At 68.5% G+C, this 21,762-nt stretch carries 14 protein-coding genes; 7 read left to right on the top strand and 7 right to left on the bottom strand.

Annotation, left to right across the window (positions count from 1 at the left end):
* The first annotated feature begins 41 nt into the window (after positions 1–41).
* Positions 42–1,241 (top strand): glycoside hydrolase family 28 protein, encoded by a 1,200-nt coding sequence (locus tag ACQPYH_RS32190; RefSeq protein ID WP_432879047.1) that lies wholly within the window; start codon positions 42–44, stop codon positions 1,239–1,241.
* On the opposite strand, the gene ACQPYH_RS32185 is transcribed toward ACQPYH_RS32190, so the two are convergent.
* Genes ACQPYH_RS32185 through ACQPYH_RS32175 form a run of 3 tightly spaced genes read right to left on the bottom strand, consistent with a single transcriptional unit; the run spans position 1,219 to position 5,547 of the window.
* Complete coding sequence (locus ACQPYH_RS32185) at positions 1,219–3,000, bottom strand: four-carbon acid sugar kinase family protein (protein WP_432879045.1); 1,782 nt, start codon at positions 2,998–3,000, stop codon at positions 1,219–1,221. The genes ACQPYH_RS32190 and ACQPYH_RS32185 overlap by 23 nt on opposite strands.
* A complete protein-coding gene (locus ACQPYH_RS32180; protein ID WP_432879044.1) occupies positions 2,993–4,543 on the bottom strand; it encodes a RuBisCO large subunit C-terminal-like domain-containing protein in 1,551 nt (516 codons plus the stop codon). Before ACQPYH_RS32180 ends, ACQPYH_RS32185 begins: the two co-directional genes overlap by 8 nt.
* Positions 4,540–5,547 carry a zinc-dependent alcohol dehydrogenase gene (locus ACQPYH_RS32175; RefSeq protein WP_432879041.1) on the bottom strand — a complete coding sequence of 336 codons (1,008 nt, stop codon included), beginning with the start codon at positions 5,545–5,547 and terminating at the stop codon, positions 4,540–4,542. Before ACQPYH_RS32175 ends, ACQPYH_RS32180 begins: the two co-directional genes overlap by 4 nt.
* A 121-nt stretch (positions 5,548–5,668) precedes the next feature.
* On the opposite strand from ACQPYH_RS32175, the gene ACQPYH_RS32170 reads away from it, so the two are divergent.
* A complete protein-coding gene (locus ACQPYH_RS32170; protein ID WP_432879039.1) occupies positions 5,669–7,381 on the top strand; it encodes a hypothetical protein in 1,713 nt (570 codons plus the stop codon).
* Positions 7,378–10,104, top strand: coding sequence for a family 78 glycoside hydrolase catalytic domain (locus ACQPYH_RS32165; protein WP_432879037.1), 2,727 nt, complete (start codon positions 7,378–7,380; stop codon positions 10,102–10,104). Before ACQPYH_RS32170 ends, ACQPYH_RS32165 begins: the two co-directional genes overlap by 4 nt.
* Here the strand turns inward: ACQPYH_RS32165 and ACQPYH_RS32160 are convergent.
* Entirely contained in the window at positions 10,088–11,140 is a 1,053-nt protein-coding gene (locus ACQPYH_RS32160; RefSeq protein WP_432879035.1) for a LacI family DNA-binding transcriptional regulator, read from the bottom strand. The two genes, ACQPYH_RS32165 and ACQPYH_RS32160, sit on opposite strands and share 17 nt — an antisense overlap.
* A 180-nt stretch (positions 11,141–11,320) precedes the next feature.
* Here ACQPYH_RS32160 and ACQPYH_RS32155 point away from each other — a divergent pair, with 180 nt between their 5' ends.
* Positions 11,321–13,750 (top strand): pectinesterase family protein, encoded by a 2,430-nt coding sequence (locus ACQPYH_RS32155; RefSeq protein WP_432879032.1) that lies wholly within the window; start codon positions 11,321–11,323, stop codon positions 13,748–13,750.
* Positions 13,751–13,756: 6 nt separating this feature from the next.
* Positions 13,757–15,022, top strand: a complete 1,266-nt coding sequence (locus ACQPYH_RS32150) for a hypothetical protein (RefSeq protein ID WP_432879030.1) — start codon at positions 13,757–13,759, stop codon at positions 15,020–15,022.
* A 3-nt stretch (positions 15,023–15,025) separates the two neighbouring features.
* Here ACQPYH_RS32150 and ACQPYH_RS32145 read toward each other — a convergent pair whose 3' ends face one another.
* The 3 genes from ACQPYH_RS32145 to ACQPYH_RS32135 are packed head-to-tail and all read right to left on the bottom strand — an operon-like array spanning position 15,026 to position 19,166.
* The gene (locus ACQPYH_RS32145; RefSeq protein ID WP_432879027.1) at positions 15,026–16,300 is read right to left on the bottom strand and encodes a glycoside hydrolase family 28 protein; all 1,275 of its coding nucleotides are present in this window, start codon (positions 16,298–16,300) and stop codon (positions 15,026–15,028) included.
* Positions 16,297–17,766, bottom strand: coding sequence for a glycoside hydrolase family 28 protein (locus ACQPYH_RS32140; protein WP_432879024.1), 1,470 nt, complete (start codon positions 17,764–17,766; stop codon positions 16,297–16,299). The genes ACQPYH_RS32145 and ACQPYH_RS32140 overlap by 4 nt, the downstream gene beginning before the upstream one ends.
* A gap of 11 nt (positions 17,767–17,777) precedes the next feature.
* On the bottom strand, positions 17,778–19,166 hold the full coding sequence (locus ACQPYH_RS32135) for a glycoside hydrolase family 28 protein (protein ID WP_432879021.1): 1,389 nt from the start codon (positions 19,164–19,166) through the stop codon (positions 17,778–17,780).
* A gap of 159 nt (positions 19,167–19,325) precedes the next feature.
* Between ACQPYH_RS32135 and ACQPYH_RS32130 the strand changes: the two genes are divergently transcribed.
* Together ACQPYH_RS32130 and ACQPYH_RS32125 are read left to right on the top strand one after the other, a co-directional pair.
* Positions 19,326–20,714 (top strand): glycoside hydrolase family 28 protein, encoded by a 1,389-nt coding sequence (locus ACQPYH_RS32130; RefSeq protein WP_432879018.1) that lies wholly within the window; start codon positions 19,326–19,328, stop codon positions 20,712–20,714.
* A 9-nt stretch (positions 20,715–20,723) separates the two neighbouring features.
* Positions 20,724–21,731 (top strand): LacI family DNA-binding transcriptional regulator, encoded by a 1,008-nt coding sequence (locus tag ACQPYH_RS32125; protein WP_432879016.1) that lies wholly within the window; start codon positions 20,724–20,726, stop codon positions 21,729–21,731.
* Positions 21,732–21,762 lie beyond the last annotated feature (31 nt).

The following is a 21,762-nucleotide window of genomic DNA, read 5'->3' as shown; positions in this document are numbered from 1 at the left end:
ACGCCGCCCGGGAACGAGAACTGCTCGAACAGGCTCCGTCGATGCCTGATCGCGTGTCCAGCTCGCCTCGGGACGCCGCCCGGGAACGAGAACTGCTTGAACAGGCTCCGCCGGCGCACGACTACTTGATCACCGCCTTCGGGGCCAGACCCGGCACGGACTGCTCTGCCGCGATCGCGCTGGCGATCGAGGCGTGTGAGCTGACCGGTGGACGGGTCGTGGTGCCGGCGGGTGAGTATGTGACGGCGCCGATCCGCCTCCGGAGCAACGTGGAGCTGCACGTGTCGGCCGGCGCGACGCTGCGGTTCCTCACGGACCCGGCGGCGTACCCGATCGTCCGGACACGTTGGCAGGGGATCGAGTGCTTCAGCCACTCACCTCTCATCTACGCATACGACTCGGTGAACGTTGCCGTGACCGGCACGGGGACTCTCGACGGTGGTGCGAGTACGGACAACTGGTGGAGCGACACCCGGCCGCGCAGCGACTGGCAACGGCTGCTGCAGATGGTCGAGGACGGCGTACCGGTCGAAGAGCGCGTCTTCGAACCCGGTCACGGGTTCCGTCCGAGCTTCATCCAGCCGCACTCCTGCCAGCGTGTACGGATCGAGGACGTCCGCATCATCAACGCGCCGATGTGGGTCGTGCATCCGGTCTACTGCACCGACGTCCTGATCCGCGGCATCACAGTCGATTCCCTCGGCCCGAACAACGACGGCTGCAACCCCGACTCCTGCTCCGACGTGGTCATCACCGGCTGCTCCTTCGCGACCGGCGACGACTGCATCGCCGTGAAGTCCGGCCGCGACACCGACGGCCGCCGCGTCGGCCGCCCGTCCGCGAACATCCGCATCGACTCCTGCCGCTTCACCTCCGGTCACGGCGCTCTCACCATCGGCAGCGAGGTCTCCGGCAACGTCCACTCCGTCCACGCCCGGGATCTGCACGTCACCGGGTCTGGTGTTGACCACGCACTGCGCATCAAGACCAACTCCCAACGCGGCGGCCGCATCGAGAACATCACCGTCGACAACGTCGTCGTCGATGCCGTCACCACCTCCGCCGTCCTCATCACCACCCGCCACGCCGAACCGGCCGAGTTTGGCGGCCACGCTCCCGTCGTACGCGACATCACCATCACCAACCTCACCGCCCACGCCGCCCCGCGAACCGTCGAGATCCACGACACCGCCCGATCCCCGATCGAAGACTTCACCATCACGACCTCCGATACCTGGTGAACAGATCCGCCGCACCCAGCTGGCCCGGCTTCAGAAGCACCTCGATCCCGTGCAGGACCGGATCGCTCGCGACAACCCGGCACCGGTGCACACCCGCGGCTACCGGCGGCTCCGCTCCAGGGCGGCAACCAGCCGGACCAGCCGGACCAGCCGGACCAGCCGGGCCAGCCGGGCCAGCCGGGCCAGCCGGGCCAGCCGGGCCAGCCGGGCCAGCCGGGCCAGCCGGGCCAGCCGGGCCAGCCGGGCCAGCCGGGCCAGCCGGGCCAGCCGGGCCAGCCGGGCCAGCCGGGTCAGCCAGCTCGAGCGCGGTGACCCCGAGCTCCCTGAGCACCTGCCCCGACGTATCCCCGCCAGCCACCACCACCCGCCGTACGTCGGTCTCCGCGACCACACGCCGCACAACCTGAGCCAACCCAGCCGGAGCCTCGGCCAGCTGCTCGGGCCTGAGCTCGTTCGTATGCACCACCACGCCGTCGACGCCGCCCCGGCAGGCTTCAACAGCCAACTCCGCCGCCACGTAGTCGACGACACCCCCTTCACCTGCCGTTCCATCGAGGTCGTGCACTGACCGGTCGGCTTCACCAGCGAACTCCGCCGCCGCGTTGCCGACCACATCCCCTTCACCTGCCGTTCCATCGAGATCGTGCACTGACCGGTCGGCTTCACCAGCGAACCCCGCCGCCGCGTTGTCGACGACACCCCCTTCACCTGGCTTGCCATCGAGGTTGAGCACTGACCGGTCGGCTTCACCAGCGAACCCCGCCGGCGCGTGGCCGACGACATCCCCTTCACCTGGCTTGCCATCGAGGTTGAGCACAGGCCGGCCGGCTTCAACAGCGAACCCCGCCTGCGCGTGGCCGACGACATCCCCTTCACCTGGCTTGCCATCGAGGTTGAGCACTGACCAGCCGGCTTCGCGGGCGTGGGCTATCTGCCGCCTGGTGCGTGGGGACTGGCTGCCTGAGACGACCAGGACCTGGCCGTCAGTGGCTGGTGCGTCCGGTTGGGATGCGGCTGGGCTGGTGCTTTGGAGTGCGAGTGCGAGGGCGCGGGACAGTCCTCCTGAGCCGATGGCGAAGGTGGGGACGTCTGCGGATTGCTGGTGTGCGAGCAGTGTGTTGCCAACGGCTTGGAGATGCTCATCGGTGAGGGCGTCGAGGACCACCGCGTCACCGGTCAGGTCGTCATACACGTGTGGGAGATCCACGTAGCCGGTGAGGTGCAGGCCCGTGATGTCGAGGGTCGTTTGGTCGGCCAGGTGGCGGCGGAGGTCGGACTCGTGCATGGGGGTTGTGGGATGGGCGGACATTGTGGGCTGCCGATCCAGACGGTGGACGATGCCGTCCTCGGCGGCGAAGTGGTGGCTGAACGCCGTGTAGCGGCCGAGCTCCGGTTGAGCGATCAGGATCGGGACGATCCCCGGCCCGAAGATGTCGCGGCCGACCTCCAGCGCTCGGCCGATACTGCCGCGCGTAGGGGAGGAGTCCGCGGTCGAGCAGACCTTGTACTGAACGAACTTCGGCCTCAGCTCGCGGAGGGCCGCCAGGATCGGACGGAGTTCGGTCTCTTGCTCGTCCGGTGGCAGTGAGCGCGCGATGCCGGCGACGCCGATCACGTCGTACCTCGAGGCGAGGTCGCGCAACTCGGATGCCGACGGCAACCTCACCACCAGGCCGGCCCGGAACCCGAGCCTGGCGAACTGGGCCAGTGCATCCGTCGAACCCGTGAAGTCGTCGCCGTAGAACGCCACCTCAACCATGCCCACCCCCAGGCGGGCTGGGGAACGTAGCCAGGGCTCCGCTCCCGGGTGGGGTGGGCGAGATGACCAGGGCCTGCTCTCCGCTCCCGGGTGGGGTGGGGGAGGTGACCAGGGCCTGCTCTCCGCTCCCGGGTGAGGTGGGGAAGGTGGTCAGGGCTTCTTGCAGGGCAGGGGATCGGCGGGCGGCTGTTGTGAGGGGCGTATTGGTGACGGCGGCGGACCAGGCGGCGCGCATGGCGGTGACGCCGGCTGCGGAGCCGCTGGGGTGGCCGTGGATGCCGCCGCCAGCGAGGACTAGGAGGTCAGTGGTGTTGGCACGGCGGTAGGTCTCGGGGGCGAGGCCGGGTGTCTGACCGGAGGAGAGGACAGGCAGGGTTTCGTAGCCGCCGAGGAGTGGAGTGCGGACGGCGGTGATGGAGCGGAGGACCTCCTCGTCGGTCTCGTAGAACTTGTTGGCGAAGCCGTTGGTGTGCAGATGGTCTGCGCCGGCGAGGCGGGCGAGTTTGGACCACGCCACGTAGTCGATCCCGAGCTGGGGCGCGCGGGTGTACACGCCGGTCATGGCGCGGTGGCCGTGGATGGGAAGGGCGCAGCGCTCGCGAAGCCAGGCGAGGGCGGCGAAACCGACGAGATTCACGCAGACCATGACGCAGGTGCCGCCGGATGCGCGGACCAGGTCGTGATTGGCTGCCATCCGGTCGAGGTCGTCGGTGATGTTGAACGCATACATGGGTCGTCGGCCGGTCCGGGCTGCGACCTTGTCGAGCTCCTCGGTGACGACAGCGACCCGATCGGCGAGTGGTGAGTGCGGCGGGTTGCCCATCAGTTCGTCGTCCTTGATGAAGTCGATGCCTGCCTCGGCGAGCTCGCGGACGAGTAGGCGGAGCTCCTCGGGCGGCAATCCGATGCTCGGCTTGACGATCGTCCCGAGCAGCACGCCGTCCGGCCGGTCGAGCAGCTCGCGGGTCCCGCGGACGCCGTACTGCGGGCCGGGATAGCGGTCGGCGAACTCCGACGGGAGGTCGAGGTCGAGCAGCCGGAGGCCGGCTACCTCGCGGAGCTCGAACAGATTCCCCGCGACGGCCGCGAGCATGTTGGGCAGCGACGGCCCGAAGTTGTCCAACCCGAACGCGATCCGCACCCGCGCACTCCGCTTCCCGGCACCCGAGCCACCACGCGAAGCCGCCGGGCCGCGACCCGAAGCCTCCGGGCCACCACCCGAGGCCCCCGGGCTGGGACTCGAAGCTTCTGGGCCACCACCCGGTGCCCCCGGGCCGTGACTCGAAGCTTCTGGGCCACCACTCGGAGCCCCCGGGCCGTGACTTGGAGCTCCCGAGGCGCCGGGGAGGTCGGGGTTTTCGGTGGGTGGGAGTTCTTCGACGGACAGGACCCGGGCGGCGAAGCGCTCGCGGAGCTCGGCGGTTTCGCGGGCCACGCGGACGAACGTGCCGGTGGACTGCTCACCCGCGATCACCTCGGCGACCTGGTCCAAAGGCAAATAGGTCTCGACCAGATACGTGGCGACGACCTCGGAGGTGGTCATCGGGTCGGGTCGATCTGCGTCTTGAGGTGATCGGCTCCAGCGTCGATCGCTAGCAGCACCTCCGGCACCTGACCCAATGGCACGACCGCAGAGATAAACGGCCGTACGTCGAGCGCGCGCGTGTTGACGAGCCGCGCGGCCGCGGCGAAATCGGCCGGGGTGTAGATCGTCGAGCCCTGCACCGTGACCTCCTTGAGAACCACAGGATTGAGATCGACCGATAGCGCGCCGCCGAACATCGGCAGCAGCAGCACCTGCCCGCGCGGACGGCACAACGCCAACGCCTCCGCCAGACAACTCGGGTGGCCCGACGCCACCACGACAACGTCGAAGCCGTCACCACCACTCGCTTCCACCCCGACAGAGACGAGGTCCGACGCGATCGGATCGACCACGAGCTTGACGCCCTGCGACGCCAGGAACTCGCGGTTGTGCTGCTTGACGTCGCTCACCATGACCATCCGCGCACCGCGATGCCGACTGACTGCCGCCGCGAGACTCCCGATCGCTCCACCTCCGAGCACCGCGACGGCATCGCCGGCTCGCACGCCCGACGTGGCCCGCCACCCGACCGCGACCGGCTCGATCATCGCGCCCTCGTCGAACCCGATGTCGTCGTGCAGCGGGACCAGGACGCGAGCGGGCGCGACGAAGTACTCGCTCAGCATCCCGGCCCAGCCGAGGCCCGGAACGCGTTTGTGCCTGCAGAGATGGGGATTCCCCGCCTCACAGCGGGTGCACTCCCAGCACGACAGCGCCGGCATGACCGCGACCCGATCGCCGGCCCGGAAGCGTGGGTCACCAGACGAGACCACCTCGCCCGCACCTTCGTGACCGAGCACCACCGGGGGTTTGCGGAACGGATGGTGACCCGCCCAGGTGTGCAGGTCGGAGCCGCACAACCCGACCGCACGCATCCGTAGCAGGACGTCGTCACCCGCGTCCGGATCCGGGACCTCGACGACGGAGACGTGCCTCGGTGTCTCAAGGACGGCTGCTTTCATCGGACTCTCCTTCGCTCGGGTCCGCCCAGTCTGCGTCGTCAAACCTCAAGAAAACAAGGCGGATCCGCCAGCCTGTGGATAGCCGGTTGACTTTGCCTGCTGAGAAGGCAAAGGTTTTCCTATGGCGACGATCCCGGCAACCCTGCTGCTCGAAGAACGGGCCGCGCTGGCGATGAACGCGGTGACCGGTCTGGCCGACGACGACCGGGACGGCATCCCGTTCTTCAGCGCGAACCTGTTGGCTCGCCCTGCCCGCATGGACCACGGCGACTGGGACTACGGCTCCAGTCACGGCCGGCTTACCGATGCGATCCTGCTGACCCGCCAGATGACCGGCGGCAAGGACTGGGATCCGCGGTGGGACACGATCGCCGAGCAGTACCGGCAGCGGCTGTTTGCGTTGCTCGGTGACGACGGTCTGACCTACCGGCAGGCGCACCCCAAGGGTCACTGGCTGCCGAACGCCAACCTGATCGACCAGCGAGCCACGCTGCTCGCCATGACCACCGCAGTGGTCGCGGCCGACGATCCGCAGGCCCGGCGCGCCGCGGACCGTCAGGTGGCCGCGCTCAAGCGCATCGCGATCAAGGAGCGTGACGTCTGGTTCTACCCGGCGTCGGAGTACACGAAGGACGGCTGGCCCTCGTCGAACGCGATCGACCTGCACCTGGCGCCCGACCCGGCGTCGTTCTCGGGCCGCTTGATCATGCCGCTGCTGCGCTACCACCAGGCGACCGGCAACACCGACGCGCTCGAGCTGTGCGAGTGGTTCGCCCGCCTGATCGTGGACAAGAGCGGTGTCTTCAATGCCGACGGGAGCTTCAACCCGGCCCGTGCGTATCGCAGCGGCCATTTCCATACCCGCGTCGGCACGCTCGAAGGTCTGGCGCGGCTGGCGAGGCACACCGGCGACCACGGGCTCACCGGGTTCGTCCGGCGCAGCTACGACTGGGTGCTCGGTCAGGCGACCGGGTTCGGTTGGACGCCGGGCGACCTGGCCGACCAGCAGTACGAGCATGAGACCTGTTCACTCGTCGATCTGATCGGCCTGGGTGCGACGCTGGCCGGCAACGGACTGACGTCGTACTGGGCGGTCGTGGAGCGCTTCGTCCGGAACCACCTGGCTGCCTCGCAGTTGCAGGACGTGAGCTGGGTGGAGTCCGCGCCGGACCGTTCGCAGGACGAGCCGGGCTGGCGGACGTACGTGAACGTCGGCGAGCGGGTCCTCGGCGCATTCTGCGGGTATGGCGCTCCGAACGACTACGTGTCCGACGTACCGCTCGGGCGTGGGCACACCAACGACGTCCAGGCGTGCTGTGTCGGGTCCGGGGTTCGTGGATTGTTCTGGGCGTGGAACAGCATCGTCACCGGCGACAGCCGCTTGACCCGGGTGAACCTCCTGCTGAACCGTGGTCACCACGCGGTTGACGTGATCAGCCATCTGCCGGTCGAGGGCAAGGTCGAGCTGCACGTCAACGCGCCGATCGACGACCTGCGCGTGCGCATCCCCGAGTGGGCCGGCTACGCGCGGCTGAAGCTGAGCCGCGGCGACGACGAGTGGACGGGCGCCGAGCGGATCTGGGCGCCGGACGGGTACTTGTCGATCCCGAACGCGCAGCCGGGGGAGCGGATCACGGTGACGTTCCCGATGGTTGAGCAGACCACCACGGAGCTTGCCGCAGACAACGAGTTCCGGACGACGTGGCGCGGCGACGACGTGATCGCGATCGACCCGCCGGGGACGTCCCGGCCGATGTACGGCGACCGCCCGGAGCACGCTGGCGGCCTGCGGGAGTACGAGCTGCACCGACCCGAGACGGAGTGGTCCTGGTGACGACAACTGGCTGGGTGCTGTCCGAGGCGCCGGCAGGGACAACGCTGACGACGCTGACGGCGTACGACCTGCGTTGTGAGCACCGCGTCGATCCGCTCGGGATCGGTACGGCGCGACCGCGGCTGAGCTGGCGGTTGGCGTCACCGACCCGTGGCGATCGGCAGGATGCGTTCCGCGTGCGGGTGCTGCGCGACGGCGTGCCGGTATGGGACAGCGGGTGGCGGAGCGGCCGGGAGACGTACGTCGACCATGGCGGGGCACCGCTGACCTCACAGACCGACTATGTCTGGCGGCTCGACGTGCGGGACGCGGCCGGTGGCGTGTCGACGGCCGAGGCGGGGTTCGCGACCGGTCTGTTCCACGCTGACGAGTGGGAAGCGCACTGGATCGAGCATGACTACGAAACCGATCCGTACTTCGAACCGCCGGTCGATCGCGTCGAGCCGCGGACCGTGCGGCAGGCGACCATCGCCCCGCCGCGGCATTACCGACGCTCGTTCGAGCTCACGCAGCCCGTCACGCGAGCGCGCGTGTACGCGACGGCCCACGGCCTGTACCAGCTGAGTGCCAACGGTCAGCGGATCGGCAACGACGAGCTGACCCCCGGCTGGACCGACTACCGCGAGCGCGTCACCTACCAGACGTACGACATCACCGACCTCCTCCACGAAGGGGAGAACGTGATCGGCGCGGTCCTCGGCGAGGGCTGGTGGTCGGGGTACGTCGGCTGGGACACGCGCAGCCACGCACACCACTACGGCAAGAAGCCGCAACTGCTCGCGCAACTCGTCGTCGACCATCCCGACGGCTCCCGGACGGTTGTGGCGACCGACGGGCGCTGGGTCGAACGCGTCGGGCCGATCCGGTTCGCCGACCTGCTGATGGGCGAGTCGCACGACGCGAGGCTCGACCTCGGCGACTGGTCGAGCCCGGGGTACGACGCCGCGGGCTGGGCGCCGGCGGGTGATCTCGGTGACGATGTGTCGACGGTGATCGCGACGACGACCGAGCCGGTGCGCGTCACCGAGGACGTCGCGGCGATCGCGGTGACCGAAATGGAGTCCGGCCGGTTCGTCGTCGACCTCGGGCAGAACCTCGCCGGCCGCGTCCGCCTGCGGGTCCGTGGCGCCCAGGCGGGTGATCGGATCCGCCTGCGGCACGGAGAGATGATCCAGGCGGACGGCGAGCTGTACACCGCCAACCTCCGGACCGCAGACGCGACGGACTACTTCGTCAGCGCCGGCGCGACCGAGCAGTTCTTCGAACCGATCTTCACCGTCCACGGCTTCCGGTACGTCGAGATCGACGGGTATCCGGGCGAGTTGACGACCGAGGACGTGACCGGCCGGGTGCTGCACTCGGACACACCGGTGGCGGGACGGTTCGAGTGCTCGGATCCGGGCGTCAACCAGCTGCTCAGCAACATCCGCTGGGGTCAGCGCGGCAACTTCGTGAGCGTCCCGACCGACTGCCCGCAGCGTGACGAGCGACTCGGGTGGACGGCAGACGCGCAGATCTTCCTGCCGACCGCGGCGTACCAGGCCGACGTACTCACGTTCTTCGAGAACTGGTTCGCCGACCTCGCGGTGGCGCAGACCGACGAGGGCGCGATCCCGGACGTGATTCCCCATGTCATCACCGGTCGGCACGGGACGCCGGCCTGGGCGGACGCGGCGACGATCGTGCCGTGGTCGCTCTACCGGATCTACGGCGACGAGCGGGTGCTGCGCACCGCGTGGCCGGTGATGCGGCAGTGGGTCGACTACGTGCATCGCGCCAACCCGGATCTGATCTGGCGGAGGCGGACGAGCGGTCACTACGGCGACTGGCTGCAGGTCGGCGTCACTACCGATCGCGATGTCCTCGCGACGGCGTACTTCGCGCGCAGTGTCGAGTTCACCGCCGCGACCGCCCGGGTCCTCGGGCTGACGGACGAGGCAGCGGCGTACGACGCCTTGCACCGGGAGATTGCGGCGGCCTTCGTGGCAGAGTTCGTCGATGCCGAGGGCAAGGTTCGCGGGGACACCCAGACCGGGTACCTGCTGCCGTTGGCGTTCGGATTGCTGCCGGAGCAGTCCGAGCAGGCGGCGGTGAAGCATCTCGTCGCGGATCTCGAACGGCGCGGACGCTCCTTGACGACCGGGTTCGCCGGCGTCGCGTTGTTGTGCCCGATCCTGACGAGATACGGGTACGCCGAATTGGCGTACGAGCTGCTCCACGACGACCGGTATCCGTCGTGGGGATACTCGATCAAGCACGGCGCGACGACGATCTGGGAGCGCTGGGACGGGTGGACCGAGGAGAGCGGGTTCGGCCCGGTCGCGATGAACTCGTTCAACCACTACTCCCTCGGCTCGGTCGGCGAGTGGCTGTACGGCGATGTCGCCGGGATCAGCCAGTCGCCGGAGTCGATCGGCTTCCGCGAGCTGGTGATCCGGCCGCGGCCGGGTGGGCGGCTGACGTGGGCGGCAGCGTCGTACGACGTTCCGTCCGGGCGCGTGTCGACCCGTTGGGAGGTGGCCGACGGTGTGCTCACCCTCGAGGTGGCGATTCCGCCGGGAGCGGACGCGACGATTCACATCCCGACCACAGATCCCGAGTCGGTGCGTGAAGCCGGGAAGCCTTTGTCGGAGGCAGCCGGTCTGGAGGTTCTCGAGCCGATGCCTAACGCCGCTCTGTGCCGTGCGGTCCCCGGGAGCTACCGGTTCACCGCGCGCGTCTGACCCGACGGCCGGCCGGGCGGGCGGTCGACGAGCGGATGACCAGTTCGCCGCGGACGTGTGTGGTGGCGGTGGAGACCTTCGGGGCGAAACGCTCCCAGGCCTGCCGGCCCAGCTCGACCGTTGAGACGGCGAACGTGGTCAGGCCGGGATCGGTGTGGGCGCTCATCGGAGCGTCGTCGATACCGGCCACCGAGATGTCGTCCGGGACCGAGACCCCGAGTTCGCGGAGTCGGCTGAGCACGCCGACAGCGACGTGGTCGTTGAAGCAGATCATTGCGGTCGGATGATATGTGAGCGCCTCGTCCACAGCCTCCCGCCCGTCGGCGGGCGTCGAGCCGCACGGCACCCGGATGATGGTCAGACCCGACGCCTCGGGGGAGCGGAAACCCCGCTCGCGTTGCTGATCGGACCACGCTGCCGTCGGACCCTGTAGGTACACGATCTGCTTGTGCCCGAGCGACGCGAGATGTTCGCACAGGGCGCGGACGCCGAGGTGGTAGTCGACGACCACCGATCCGACCGCGGGATGACGCAGGACCCGATTGATCAGGACCAGACGCCGGGCGGCTTCGGCGACCTCGCGGAGCCGCGGCGTGCTCATCCGCGGCGCGCACAGCAGCAGGCCGTCGACCCAGCGGGCGAGCTCGATCGCCGAGCGGTACTCCTGCTCCGCGTCTTCCTCGGTGCCGGCGACCAGCGTGTGCTGGTCGTCAGCCGTGGCTTCGGCGGCGACGCCCTTGAGGATCTCCGCGAAGTACGGATTGCCGAGATCCGGTACGACGACGCCGACCGTGCGACTGCTGCCGCGCAGGAGGGTCTGGGCCGCCGGGTTCGGGCGGTAGCCGACATCGCGGGCGGCGGCGCGGACCCGGTCGGAGACTTCCGGTGACACGGCCTTGCCGCCGCTCAGCACCCGGGACACGGTCGCGGTCGACACCTCGGCGAGCCGGGCGACGTCGTGGATCGTGGCCCGGGCGGCGGGTGCGGCTGATGCGGCGCCGTCCCTGGTCGCCTCTGCTGCTTTACGCGGTCTCACCGGGCCATTGGACCATGAGCACGGCGAAGATCGCTGCCGTTGCGGCGATGTAAACCTTTTCCCGATTTCTCACGGCGAACCCTTGACGCGACCGGAGCGCGCTGCGACGGTAGCCAGGAAAACCATTACCCGCCCACCGCCCCGGGCTTTCTGTGCGGTGGTCTGCGCGAGGAGATCGCCGTGCGCAATCGTCTGATCGGTCTGTGTCTGGTCGTGCTTGCCGGGGTCGGCCTGCTGACGGTGTCGGCCGGTCCGGCGGCCGCGGCGAACCCGGCGACGTACGGTCCGTTCGACCCGCGGATCGAGCTCGACGGGCACTGGGGCCGGGACGACGACGTCGCGATCACGGTGAACTCCGGGTCCTCGGTGCGTTTCCGGTTCACCGGTTCGCACCTCGGCGCGTTGTTCGACACCGCCGCCATCACCGTCCCCGCGCAGTTGTACGTCGCGATCGACGGCGGCGCGCCCGTCCTTCAGAAGGTCGACGCGGACCACAAGACCTTCGCCGACGACCTCGACCCGACGGTCGCGCACACCGCGGAGATCCTGGTCAAGGATGTCGACGAGTACGAGAACCGCTGGAACGTCCCACTGCAGACCGGTGTCGTGCTGGAGAAGATCGAGCTCGCGCCGGACGCGAAGCTGATCCCGTTGCCGACGACCGCCGAGCACCACATCGAGTTCTACGGCGACTCGATCACCCAGGGCGTGATGGCACTGTGCGCGCAGCTCGGGAGCGATTGCGCGGACGGCACGAAGGCGTACCCGCACCTGGTCGGCGAGGCGTTCGGCGCGGACACGAATCAGGTCGGCTTCGGCAAGCAGGGCATCCTGCAACCCGGTCACGGCAACGTCGGCACCGCCGCCGAGTCGTTCGGCCTGAACCTTGCCGGCTTCCCGGCCACCGGGTTCGACCCGGGTGCGGTCGTCGTCAACTTCGGTACGAACGACGCCGCCTACGACAGCGCGCAGTTCACTCCGGCGTACGCCGCCTACCTCGACAAGATCCGCACCGCCGACCCGCAGGCCCTGATCGTTGCCCTGCGCCCGTTCAACGGCACACACGCCGACGACGTCAAGGCCGCCGTCGCCGCCGCGAACGACCGCAGGATCGTGTACGTCGACACCACCGGCTGGCTCGGACCGGACGACTTCAACGGCAGCACCCACCCCAACGTGCAAGGTCACGAGGTAGCCGCCGCGAAACTCACCACCGTCCTCAAGCACCTCACCGGCTGGTCCACCGGCCCGATCGGTACGCCGAACCTCGCGCCGCAAGGCCCCGCGGACGCCACCTGCTCCGACACTCCGCTCAGTCTCACCTTCCAAGGTCCGGTGAGACTCGGAGTCACCGGCAAGCTCGAGATCCACCAGGCGAACGGTGCCGTCGTCGACACGATCGACCTCGCCGCGCTGTCGTCGTACCAGCGGACGGTCGGTGGTGCGAGGACGGACTTCGACCAGGTGCACACATGGACGTACCAGGCGGTCGTCGTCGACGGGCGGACGGTCACCGTCTACCCGCACCAGCGGCTGGCGGGCGGACAGGTGTACTACGTGACGGTCGATCCCGGGTTCGTGGTCGGCAACTCCGGTGTGAAGAACTGGCGCTTCCGGACGCAGCAGGATCCGAACAGCGACGGCCACCTGACTGTCGGGCGTGGCAAGGACTTCTGCACGGTCCAGAGCGCGATCGACTTCGTTGCTGAGGGCCACAAATCGACAATCGACGTCGCACCCGGTCTGTACCGCGAGCTCGTCTGGGTGCCGCCGACCAAACCCGGGATCACGATCCGCGGGGCGGGCGCCGGCCGGACGGTCATCGGCTACCCGAACAACAACCTGCTCAACGGCGACTCCGCGATGGGCAACGTCCCGCAGGAGCAGTCGTACTGTCAGCGTCGCGTGATCCCGCAGTCGGACCGGTTCAACTGCTGGCGCGCCGCGATGGCCGTCTTCGCCGACGACTTCACGATGACGGACGTGACCGTGCAGAACCTCACGCCGTACCGCGGGTCGCAGGCGGAGGCGTTCTTCGGGAACGGGAGCCGGATGGTGCTGGCGCGGGTCCGCATCCTCGGATACCAGGACAGCCTGCGGTTGCAGGGCCAGACCTTCGTGACGAACAGCTACGTCGAGGGTGACGTCGACTTCGTCTGGGGGACCGGCGGCATCTTCATGCAGGACTCGGAGCTGAAGGCGTTGCACGAGGGCTACTACAACCAGGTCCGCAACATCGACGACGGGCCTGGCCACATCTTCGTCCGGGTCCGGCTGACCCGTGGGCCCGGAGTGCCCGACGACAGCGTGTTCCTGGCGCGCGCTGAGCTCAGCCGGTTCCCGACCAGCCAGGTGGTCTTCATCGACTCCGCGATGGACAGCCAGGTGAAGAAGACCGGCTGGCAGATCACCAGCCCCAACGACTGCGCGGCCGCCGGCCAGATCCGGTTCTGGGAGTACCACAGCACGGATCTGGCCGGTCAGCCGCTCGACACCACCGCACGACTGGCTTGCTCCCGGCAGCTCGATGACGAGGAGGCAGCCCAGCTGCGCGACCCGTCCTCGGTATTCGCCGGATGGCACCCGGTCGTTCCCCGCTCCGAAAGGTGATCCACCATGAAGAACGTCAATCGTCGCAGCGTCCTCGGAGGTGTCCTCGCCGTGACAGCAGGCAGTGCCACCGGATGGCCGTCGACGGCGGCTGCCGCCGACTCACCCGCAGCACCGACCGGGGACTCACCCGCAGCGCCGGCTGGGGGAGTGGAGCCGCATCCGGCACCGCGTCCGGTCGCGCCGGTGAACCAGGAGATCGCGGCAGCCCACGCAGCGACGTACAGGACACTGCCGGAGGTCGTCGTCGGCGTCGACGTCGAGGACCTGATGAAGATCCACACGGCGGCTGACGCGGACGCGCTCCGTCCGCAGCTGGTTGCACAGGTGTGGAAGGACACCGGCGTACTGCCGACCGGGCTGCCGACGGTGCAGCGGGACGTTGGTATACCACCGGAGCTGCCCGCATTTACTGGCGTGCGGCGGTGCGACAAGCTCGACGTGGCGATGGAGTTCGGATACGTGTCCACGGTGTTCCTGCTCGAGCCGGCGCACAGCACGCACCGCCGGGTGGCGTTCTACCACAACGGTCACGGTGAAGGGCCGGAGACGATGCAGCCGGTCACCCAGGCGCTGCTCGACCGCGGGTATACCGTTCTGCTCTTCGCGATGCCGTTCTACCACTGGAACCCGAAGACACTCCAGGACCCGAACGACCCGACCGTGCAGCTGCAGCCGTCGCACAACGACCTGCCGCAATGGGCCTCGGACAACTATTCGCCGCTCGCGCTGTTCCTCACGCCGTTGGCCGTGGCAACGAACTACGTCCAGGCGGTATACCATCCGTCGTCCGTGCAGATGATCGGACTGTCCGGCGGCGGCTGGGCGACCACGGTGTACCCGGCGCTCGACACGCGCATCACTCGCTCGTACCCGACCGCCGGCTCGTTGCCGTTCTTCGTCCGGCCCGGGTCACCGAAGCCGAGCCCGACGCGCGGCGACTGGGAGCAGCGGCTGGACATGCAGCCCGGGTTCTACGAGCTGGCCGACTTCCCGGACTTCTACGCGCTCGCGTCCGTCGGGCGCAACCGGCGGCAGATGCAGATCCTGAACCGGTTCGACGACTGCTGCTTCAACGGCGTCGGGCACCGTTCGTACGAGGCTGCCGTCCGGCAGCGAATCGCCGTCATCGGTACCGATGCCGTTAGCAACGAGTCGAACGGCCACTGGGAGCTGCTGGAGGACGCGACCCACCAGCTGCACGCGATCAGCCCGTACGCCCTGTCGGTCATCTTGTGGGATCTCGACGTCCACTGCGCACATCTGCCCTGAGGACTACCGGATCTGGTGAACGTCCTTGATCGGGCGACCGTTGACGGTGACGTTGTCGAAGCCCAGCACCGTGTGTTGCACGGTGCTGGGTTGGTCGACGGTGAAGTCGCAGTCGACAAGCCGGACGTCCTCGATCCGGGCATGCCGGTAGCCGCGGAACAGCAGCGCGTTCCGGGCCTGCTCGACCTTGACGCCGCGGAGCTCGACGTTCCGGACGGACGGGATGAGCGGGCCGGCCTCGCCCTCACCGCGATGGAAGTTGCACTGGACAACTTCTTTCAGCACCTTGGCCACCGTGAGGTCGCGGAGGTAGACGTTCTCCACGAAACCGCCGCGAACGGCGTTGGTCTTGATGTACAGAGCGAAGTACGGACCGTCGATCCGGCAGTCGCGCACATAGACGTTGCGGATACCGCCGGTCAGGTCCGAGCCGAGCGTGATCGCGCCGTACTTGACCCGCAGCGTGCAGTCCTCGATCAGAATGTCCTCGGTGGGGACGTTCACGCGGAGTCCGTCGGCCTCGCGGCCGGACTTGAGCGCGATGCAGTCGTCGCCGGCGTCGATCGTGCAACCGCTGATAACGACCGAGCGGCACGACTCCAGGTCGATGCCGTCGTTGTTCGGGCCCTGGGAGTCGATCACGACGTCCCGGATCGTGACGTTGCGGCACAGCACCGGGTGGAGCTGCCAGAACGGCGAACGGACGACGGTCACGCCCTCGATCAGGACGTTCGTGCAGTTGAACGGCTGGACGAAGCTCGACCGCAGCCGATGGCCCACTGCCCGATCCTGAAGCGGTATACCAAACCAGCTCTGCTCCCGCAGACGCTTGAACTCCTCGTCACACTCGTGGAACCAGCTCCACCAGTTGTCCGACGAGGCCTGGCCGTCGAGCGTGCCGGTCCCGGTGATCGCGATGTCGGTGCAGCCGTTCGCGTAGATCATCGGTGAGTGGTTGAGGACCTCGAGACCTTCGTACCGCGTCTCCACGACCGGCAGGTAGTCGGCCGGGTCGGTGCTGAAGCGCAACGTCGCGCCTTCGCTGATGTGGAGTTCGACCTGCGAGCGAAGACGGATCGCCTTGGTATACCAAACTCCGGGAGGTACGACGACGCGACCGCCGCCGGACTCGCTGCACGCCGCGACGGCGGCCGCGATTCCGGCGGTGGCGTTACCCGGCGTCGCGCCGTACGACGTGATCGGGAAATCGACGGCCGGGAATTCGGGCGGCCGGACGTCGGCCCGGATGCGGTCTGCATCCGACCAGCCAGGTGTCACAGGAGCTGCGCCGGGTCGGTGATCAGCTGGCCGTTCACGTGGAAGTTGCGGAAGGTCAGCTGGGTGTCCTGGATCGAGCTCGCCGCGTCGATGCTGGTGTAGGTGCAGTCGATCAGGCGGAAGTCCTGGATCGGCGAGCGCGGGTACCCGAAGATCGAGAACGCGTTCCGGGCGTGCCCGACGTTCACGTTGCGGAGCTCGACGTTGCGCACCCGCGGCGTGAGCGGGCCGACGTCACCCTCGCTGCGGTAGAAGTTGCAGGACACGACCTCCTTGGTGAGGTTCGAGATGTCGAGGTCGCGCAGGTAGATGTTCTCCGCGAAACCGCCGCGCACCGAGTTCGTCTTGATGTACAGGCCGAAGTACAGGTTCGGGCTGCCGATCGTGCAGTTGCGGACGAACACGTTCCGGACGCCGCCGGTCATCTCGCTGCCGATGGTGATCGCGCCGTACCGGATGTTCAGCGTGCAGTTCTCGATCAGGATGTTCTCGGACGGCACGTTGATCCGCAGACCGTCGGCGCCGCGGCCGGACTTGATCGCGATGCAGTCGTCACCGCAGTCGAGCGTGCAGTCCTGGATGTGCACGTACTGCGAGCTCTCCGGGTCGATCCCGTCGTTGTTCGGTCCGCGGCTGTCGATGTGGATCCCGCGGACGGTGATGTTGCGGGACAGCACCGGGTGGATCTCCCAGAACGGCGAGCGCACGATCGTGACGCCTTCGATCAGCACGTTGCGGCAGGACTGCGTCTCGATGAACGCGGCCCGCAGGTGATGGCCGGCGCCGAACACCCGCTCGGCCACGGGTACGCCGTCCTCGGCCATCTGCTGCAGCGCCTGCGCGTCCGGGCCGGAAGGGGTCACCCAGGACCACCAGTTGTCCCAGGTCGCGCCGCCGTCGAGCGTGCCGGAGCCGGTGACCGCGATGTTCTCGCAATCACGGGCGTAGATGAGCGGCGAGTAGTTCATGCACTCGGCGCCCTCGAAGCGGGTCAGCACCACCGGCAGGTAGTTCGCCGGATCGGTGCTGAAGAGCAGCGTCGCGCCCGCGGAGACGAACAGGTTCACGTTCGACCTGAGATGGATCGCGCCGGTCAGGAACGTTCCTGCCGGCACGACGACGCGCCCGCCGCCGGCGCGGTGGCAGGCGTCGATCGCCTTCGCGATCGCGTCGGTCGCGAGCGTGGCGCCGTCGGCGACCGCCCCGAAGGCCGTGATCGAGAAGTCTCGGGGGCGGAAGTGCGGCGGCTGGGTGTTGCGAAGAATCTCGCCCACCTGCCCCCACCCAGGCCCAGGATCATGAACCACACCACCACCGGCTGCGGCCTCACCCCCGGCCGCTCCGCCTTCCACCCCGCCGCCGCCGGCGGAGGCGGCGGCGGGACTGGTGGCAAGGTCTGTGGCTGCGGCTGCGAGGGCGGCTCCGGCGCCCAGGCGCAGGAAGTTCTTGCGGCTCAGGTTGTCCATCTGGGGCTCCTTCAGTTGTCGACGGGGGCGCCGTTGATCCACACCTGATCCAGCCGCAGACCTTCGACGTTCTGGATCACGTTCTCGTCGGTGATCGCGTCGAAGCGGCACTGGTGCAGGCGGATGTCGCGGAGCGGGTCGTCGGCGAGGCCGAGCAGGTTGAGGGCGCGCGGCGCGGACGCCACGGTGAGCTGGCTGATGCTGATTCCGTGCACGTCCGGCGGGAACTCGCCGGTGGTGACGTTGGCGTAGTTGAGCACGATCTCGATCGCCGAGTCGGCGGCCTGCCCGACCGAGACCCGGCGTACGTCGATATTCGCGATGGTGCCGCCGCGATCCGGGTTGCTCTTGATCCGGATCGCGCGCTCGAGGTGCGGGCTGCTCATCCGGCAGTCGCGGACGAAGATGTCCATCACGCCGCCGCTGGTCTCGCTGCCGGCCGTCACCCCGCCGTTGCCGTCGGCCATCTCGCAGTTCCGTACGACGGCGTACCGCGCGGGCACGTTGACGCGCCGGCCGTCCGCGTCCTTACCGGACTTGAACGCGATGCAGTCGTCACCGGTCGAGATCGTGCAGTTCTCGATCAGTACGTCGGTACACGACTCGGGGTCGATACCGTCGTTGTTCGGCCCGTCCGGGCTGTCGACGGTCACGCCGCGGATCGTCACGTTGCGGCAGAGCACCGGGTGGATGTTCCACATCGGCGAGTCCTTGACCGTGACGCCGTCGAGCAGCACGTTCTCGCACCGGTTGAACTGCAACAGGTTCGGCCGCAGGTTGTGCCCGTCGCCGAACACCCGCTGCTCGACCGGGACACCGTCGGCAGCCATCTGGATCAGCAGCGTCTTGTCCGGACCCTCGTTGGGAGGCGGTCCGCCGGTCCAGTCCCACCAGTGCGTCGCATCGGCGCGCCCGTCGAGCACTCCGGCACCTGTGACCGCGATGTCGCGCTGACCGTACGCGTAGACGAAAGCGGAGTAGTTGTAGCACTCCGTCCCCTCATAGCGTGTCGGCACGACCGGCAGGTAAGCCGCCGGGTCCTGACTGAACGCCAGTCGCGCGCCGTCCGCGAGATGCAGATCGACCCGGCTCAGTAGGTGTACCGCACCGGTCCGGTAGTCGCCCTTCGGTACGACGACATGACCGCCACCACGCCGGTGACAGGTCTCGATCGCCGCGCGAAGGGCCGCCGTACAGTCCGTGGTGTCGTCGCCGACCGCACCGAAGTCGGTGATGTCGTACCAACGGTCCGGGAAGCGCGGCGGTCTGATCCGGCGCAGGATCGCCGCAACCTGCGCATCAGGGGCGGGGCCGGCGGCGGCCGGGGCGGTGCCGCCGCCGAGAAGGGCTAAAGCTCCGCCAGCGAGCAGGACAGTACGGCGACGAACAGGGGCGGTCATCCGCGGCCTCCTAGCGTGCAAACGATTGCAACCGATCGTGCCTGCAGACTCCGGGAGTGTCAACGTCTGGTGCGGGCCGAGTCTTGACCTGGCCGGAATCTCTTGGATACTTGCGGGCAAAGCTTTACCTCACGTGTCCTGAGAAAGGGGCCTCCGCCCATGCGTCCCACTCGTCGTCAACTGCTCGGCGCCGGTCTCGGCGGAGTCGTTGCTGCTGGCATCGGCCTGCCGTCCGCCGCCGATCTGAGCGTCGAAGGTCTGGTCCGGTCCAGGATCCGGCCGCCCCGATTCCGCAACGCCTGGTTCCCGATCACCGCGTACGGCGCGACCCCAGCGGACGCCACCGCCGGGATCGCCGCCGCAATTTCCGCGTGCCATCAGGCCGGCGGCGGGCATGTCGTCGTACCGCCTGGCGTGTGGCAGACCGGTGCGATCACACTGCTGAGTCATGTCGACCTGCATATTGAGGAGGGGGCGACGCTGCGGTTCAGCACCGATCCCGCGGCGTACCTGCCGGTGGTCCGGACGCGGTGGCAGAGCGTCGAGGTGTACAACTACTCGTCGCTGATCCGTGCCGAGGGACAGACCGGCATCGGGATCACCGGCAAGGGAGTGCTGGACGGTGCCGGTGACAACGAACATTGGTGGTACCTGATCGGCAGCGGCCAGTACGGCTGGCACAACGGCCTGCCGAACCAGCGCGCCGACTGGGCCGAACTCGAACGTATGAACGACGAGCAGGTTCCCGTCGAGCAGCGCGTGTTCGGTGAGGGGCACTACCTGCGCCCGAGCTTCATCCAGCCGTTCCGCTGCACCGACGTGCTGATCGAGGGCGTGACGGTCAAGGACTCGCCGATGTGGACGATCCACCCGCTCGAGTGCCGCAACGTGACCGTGCAGGGCGTGACCGTGAACAACCTCGGTCCGAACGGTGACGGCTGCGACCCCGAGTCCTGCACCGACGTACTCATCCGGGACTGCACGTTCGCGACCCACGACGACTGCATTGCGATCAAGTCCGGCCGCGACGCAGACGGTCGCCGGCTCGGTCTGCCGTCGCGCGGGATCATCGTCGAGGACTGCACCTTCGTCAGCGGAGGAGCCGCGGTAGCGGTCGGCAGTGAGATGAGCGGCGGCGTCGAGGACGTGTTCGTACGCCGGTTGTCCGCGCCGGCCGACCCGGCCGCCGAGGAGGCGTACCTGCAGTGGCTGCTGTGCGTGAAGTCCACGTCGACCCGCGGCGGCTATGTCCACAATGTCGACGTCCGCGATGTGGATTCGCGGGCCTGGATGTATCGTCCTTTGGAAATCACCTTCAGCTATCAGGGAGGTGGCGACCAGTCGCTGTTCCCCGAGGTGCGCGACATCCGTTTCGACCGGGTCCGGGTGGCCCGGGCCGAGCGGGCCTACCGCATCGTGGGTGCGGAGACGCAGCACATCCGTGCGGTGGCGATCACCGACAGCCGGTTCGACGAGGTCGCGGCGGAAGCTGTCGTACAGTACGCCGACGATGTCACGATCCGGAATGTGCGGATCGGCAATTCTTAGGGGACGACAGTGGCGGAACGGGTTCGATTGATCGACGTCGCGCGGGAGGCCGGCACGTCGGTCTCGACGGTGTCGAGAGCGCTGAACGGTTCCGACCTGATCTCGCCCGAGGTGGTCGCCCATGTGCGCACGGTGGCCGGCCAGCTCGGGTACCGCGCCGACAAACGCGCGCAGGAGTTCAAGCTCGGCCGCCCGCTGACCGTCGGAGTCACCGTGCCCGACCTGACGAATCCGTTCTTCTCCGAGGTTCTGAAGGGTTTGAACGGCGCCGCGCGGGCGGGCGGGTACCGCCTGCTGATCGGTGAGAGCAGCGAGGATCCGGCGGAGGAGCTCCGACTGGTCGACGAGTTGGTCGACTACTCGGGCGCGCTGGTGCTCTGCAGTTCGCGTCTCACGCGGGCTGGCCTCGAGAAGGCGCTCGCGCAGCCGGTGCCGGTGGTGTGCATCAACCGCAACGTGAAGAACGCCGGGGTTGTCGCGATCGACTACCGCGCCGCCAGCCGGCTGTTGCTGGAGCACCTCACCGGTCTAGGCCACCGGCGAGTGCTGTACGTCGGCGGTCCGCCAACCTCCTGGTCCGACGGTGAACGCCGCCGGACGCTTCGTCGTACGGCGCGTGCTCTCGACGTGACGCTGGACGAGATCGACGGCGGCTGGTCCGGCAACCATGGGTACGACGCGGGGCCGACCGTCCTCGCCAGCCGGGCGACAGCGGTCATCACGTTCAACGACCTGGTCGGGATCGGTCTGCTGAGCTGGATGTACGACAACGGCGTGGAGGTCCCGGCCGACTTGTCGGTCGCGTCGTACGACGACATTCCGATCGCGGCGTACTCGCGGCCGCCGTTGACCTCATTGCGGAACGAGCGGGCCAAGCTGGGGGAGCTCGCCTGGCAGCAGCTCACCGCGCGGCTCGACGGCGCGGACTGGCCGGCGCCGGACCTGCTGACCCCGGAGCTCGTGGTCCGGGCCAGCACGGGACCGGCACGGCGGCGGGCGCGGATCAAGGTCGGCTGAGAAATCCCTGTGTGCAAACGATTGCACGCGC

It is taken from the genome of Kribbella sp. CA-245084 (genome assembly GCF_050942355.1).
In the GTDB taxonomy this organism is placed as follows: Bacteria; Actinomycetota; Actinomycetes; order Propionibacteriales; family Kribbellaceae; genus Kribbella.
The sequence above is the reverse complement of the archived record's forward strand: the minus strand, read 5'-3'. Positions and strand labels throughout refer to the sequence as shown.

Excerpts from the sequence above, each read along its gene's own strand:
- ACQPYH_RS32190 (WP_432879047.1), top strand. The coding sequence starts at position 42 with ATGCCTGATCGCGTGTCCAGCTCGCCTCGGGACGCCGCCCGGGAACGA.
- ACQPYH_RS32185 (WP_432879045.1), bottom strand. The coding sequence starts at position 3,000 with ATGGTTGAGGTGGCGTTCTACGGCGACGACTTCACGGGTTCGACGGAT.
- ACQPYH_RS32180 (WP_432879044.1), bottom strand. The coding sequence starts at position 4,543 with ATGACCACCTCCGAGGTCGTCGCCACGTATCTGGTCGAGACCTATTTG.
- ACQPYH_RS32175 (WP_432879041.1), bottom strand. The coding sequence starts at position 5,547 with ATGAAAGCAGCCGTCCTTGAGACACCGAGGCACGTCTCCGTCGTCGAG.
- ACQPYH_RS32170 (WP_432879039.1), top strand. The coding sequence starts at position 5,669 with ATGGCGACGATCCCGGCAACCCTGCTGCTCGAAGAACGGGCCGCGCTG.
- ACQPYH_RS32150 (WP_432879030.1), top strand. The coding sequence starts at position 13,757 with ATGAAGAACGTCAATCGTCGCAGCGTCCTCGGAGGTGTCCTCGCCGTG.
- ACQPYH_RS32140 (WP_432879024.1), bottom strand. The coding sequence starts at position 17,766 with ATGGACAACCTGAGCCGCAAGAACTTCCTGCGCCTGGGCGCCGGAGCC.
- ACQPYH_RS32135 (WP_432879021.1), bottom strand. The coding sequence starts at position 19,166 with ATGACCGCCCCTGTTCGTCGCCGTACTGTCCTGCTCGCTGGCGGAGCT.
- ACQPYH_RS32130 (WP_432879018.1), top strand. The coding sequence starts at position 19,326 with ATGCGTCCCACTCGTCGTCAACTGCTCGGCGCCGGTCTCGGCGGAGTC.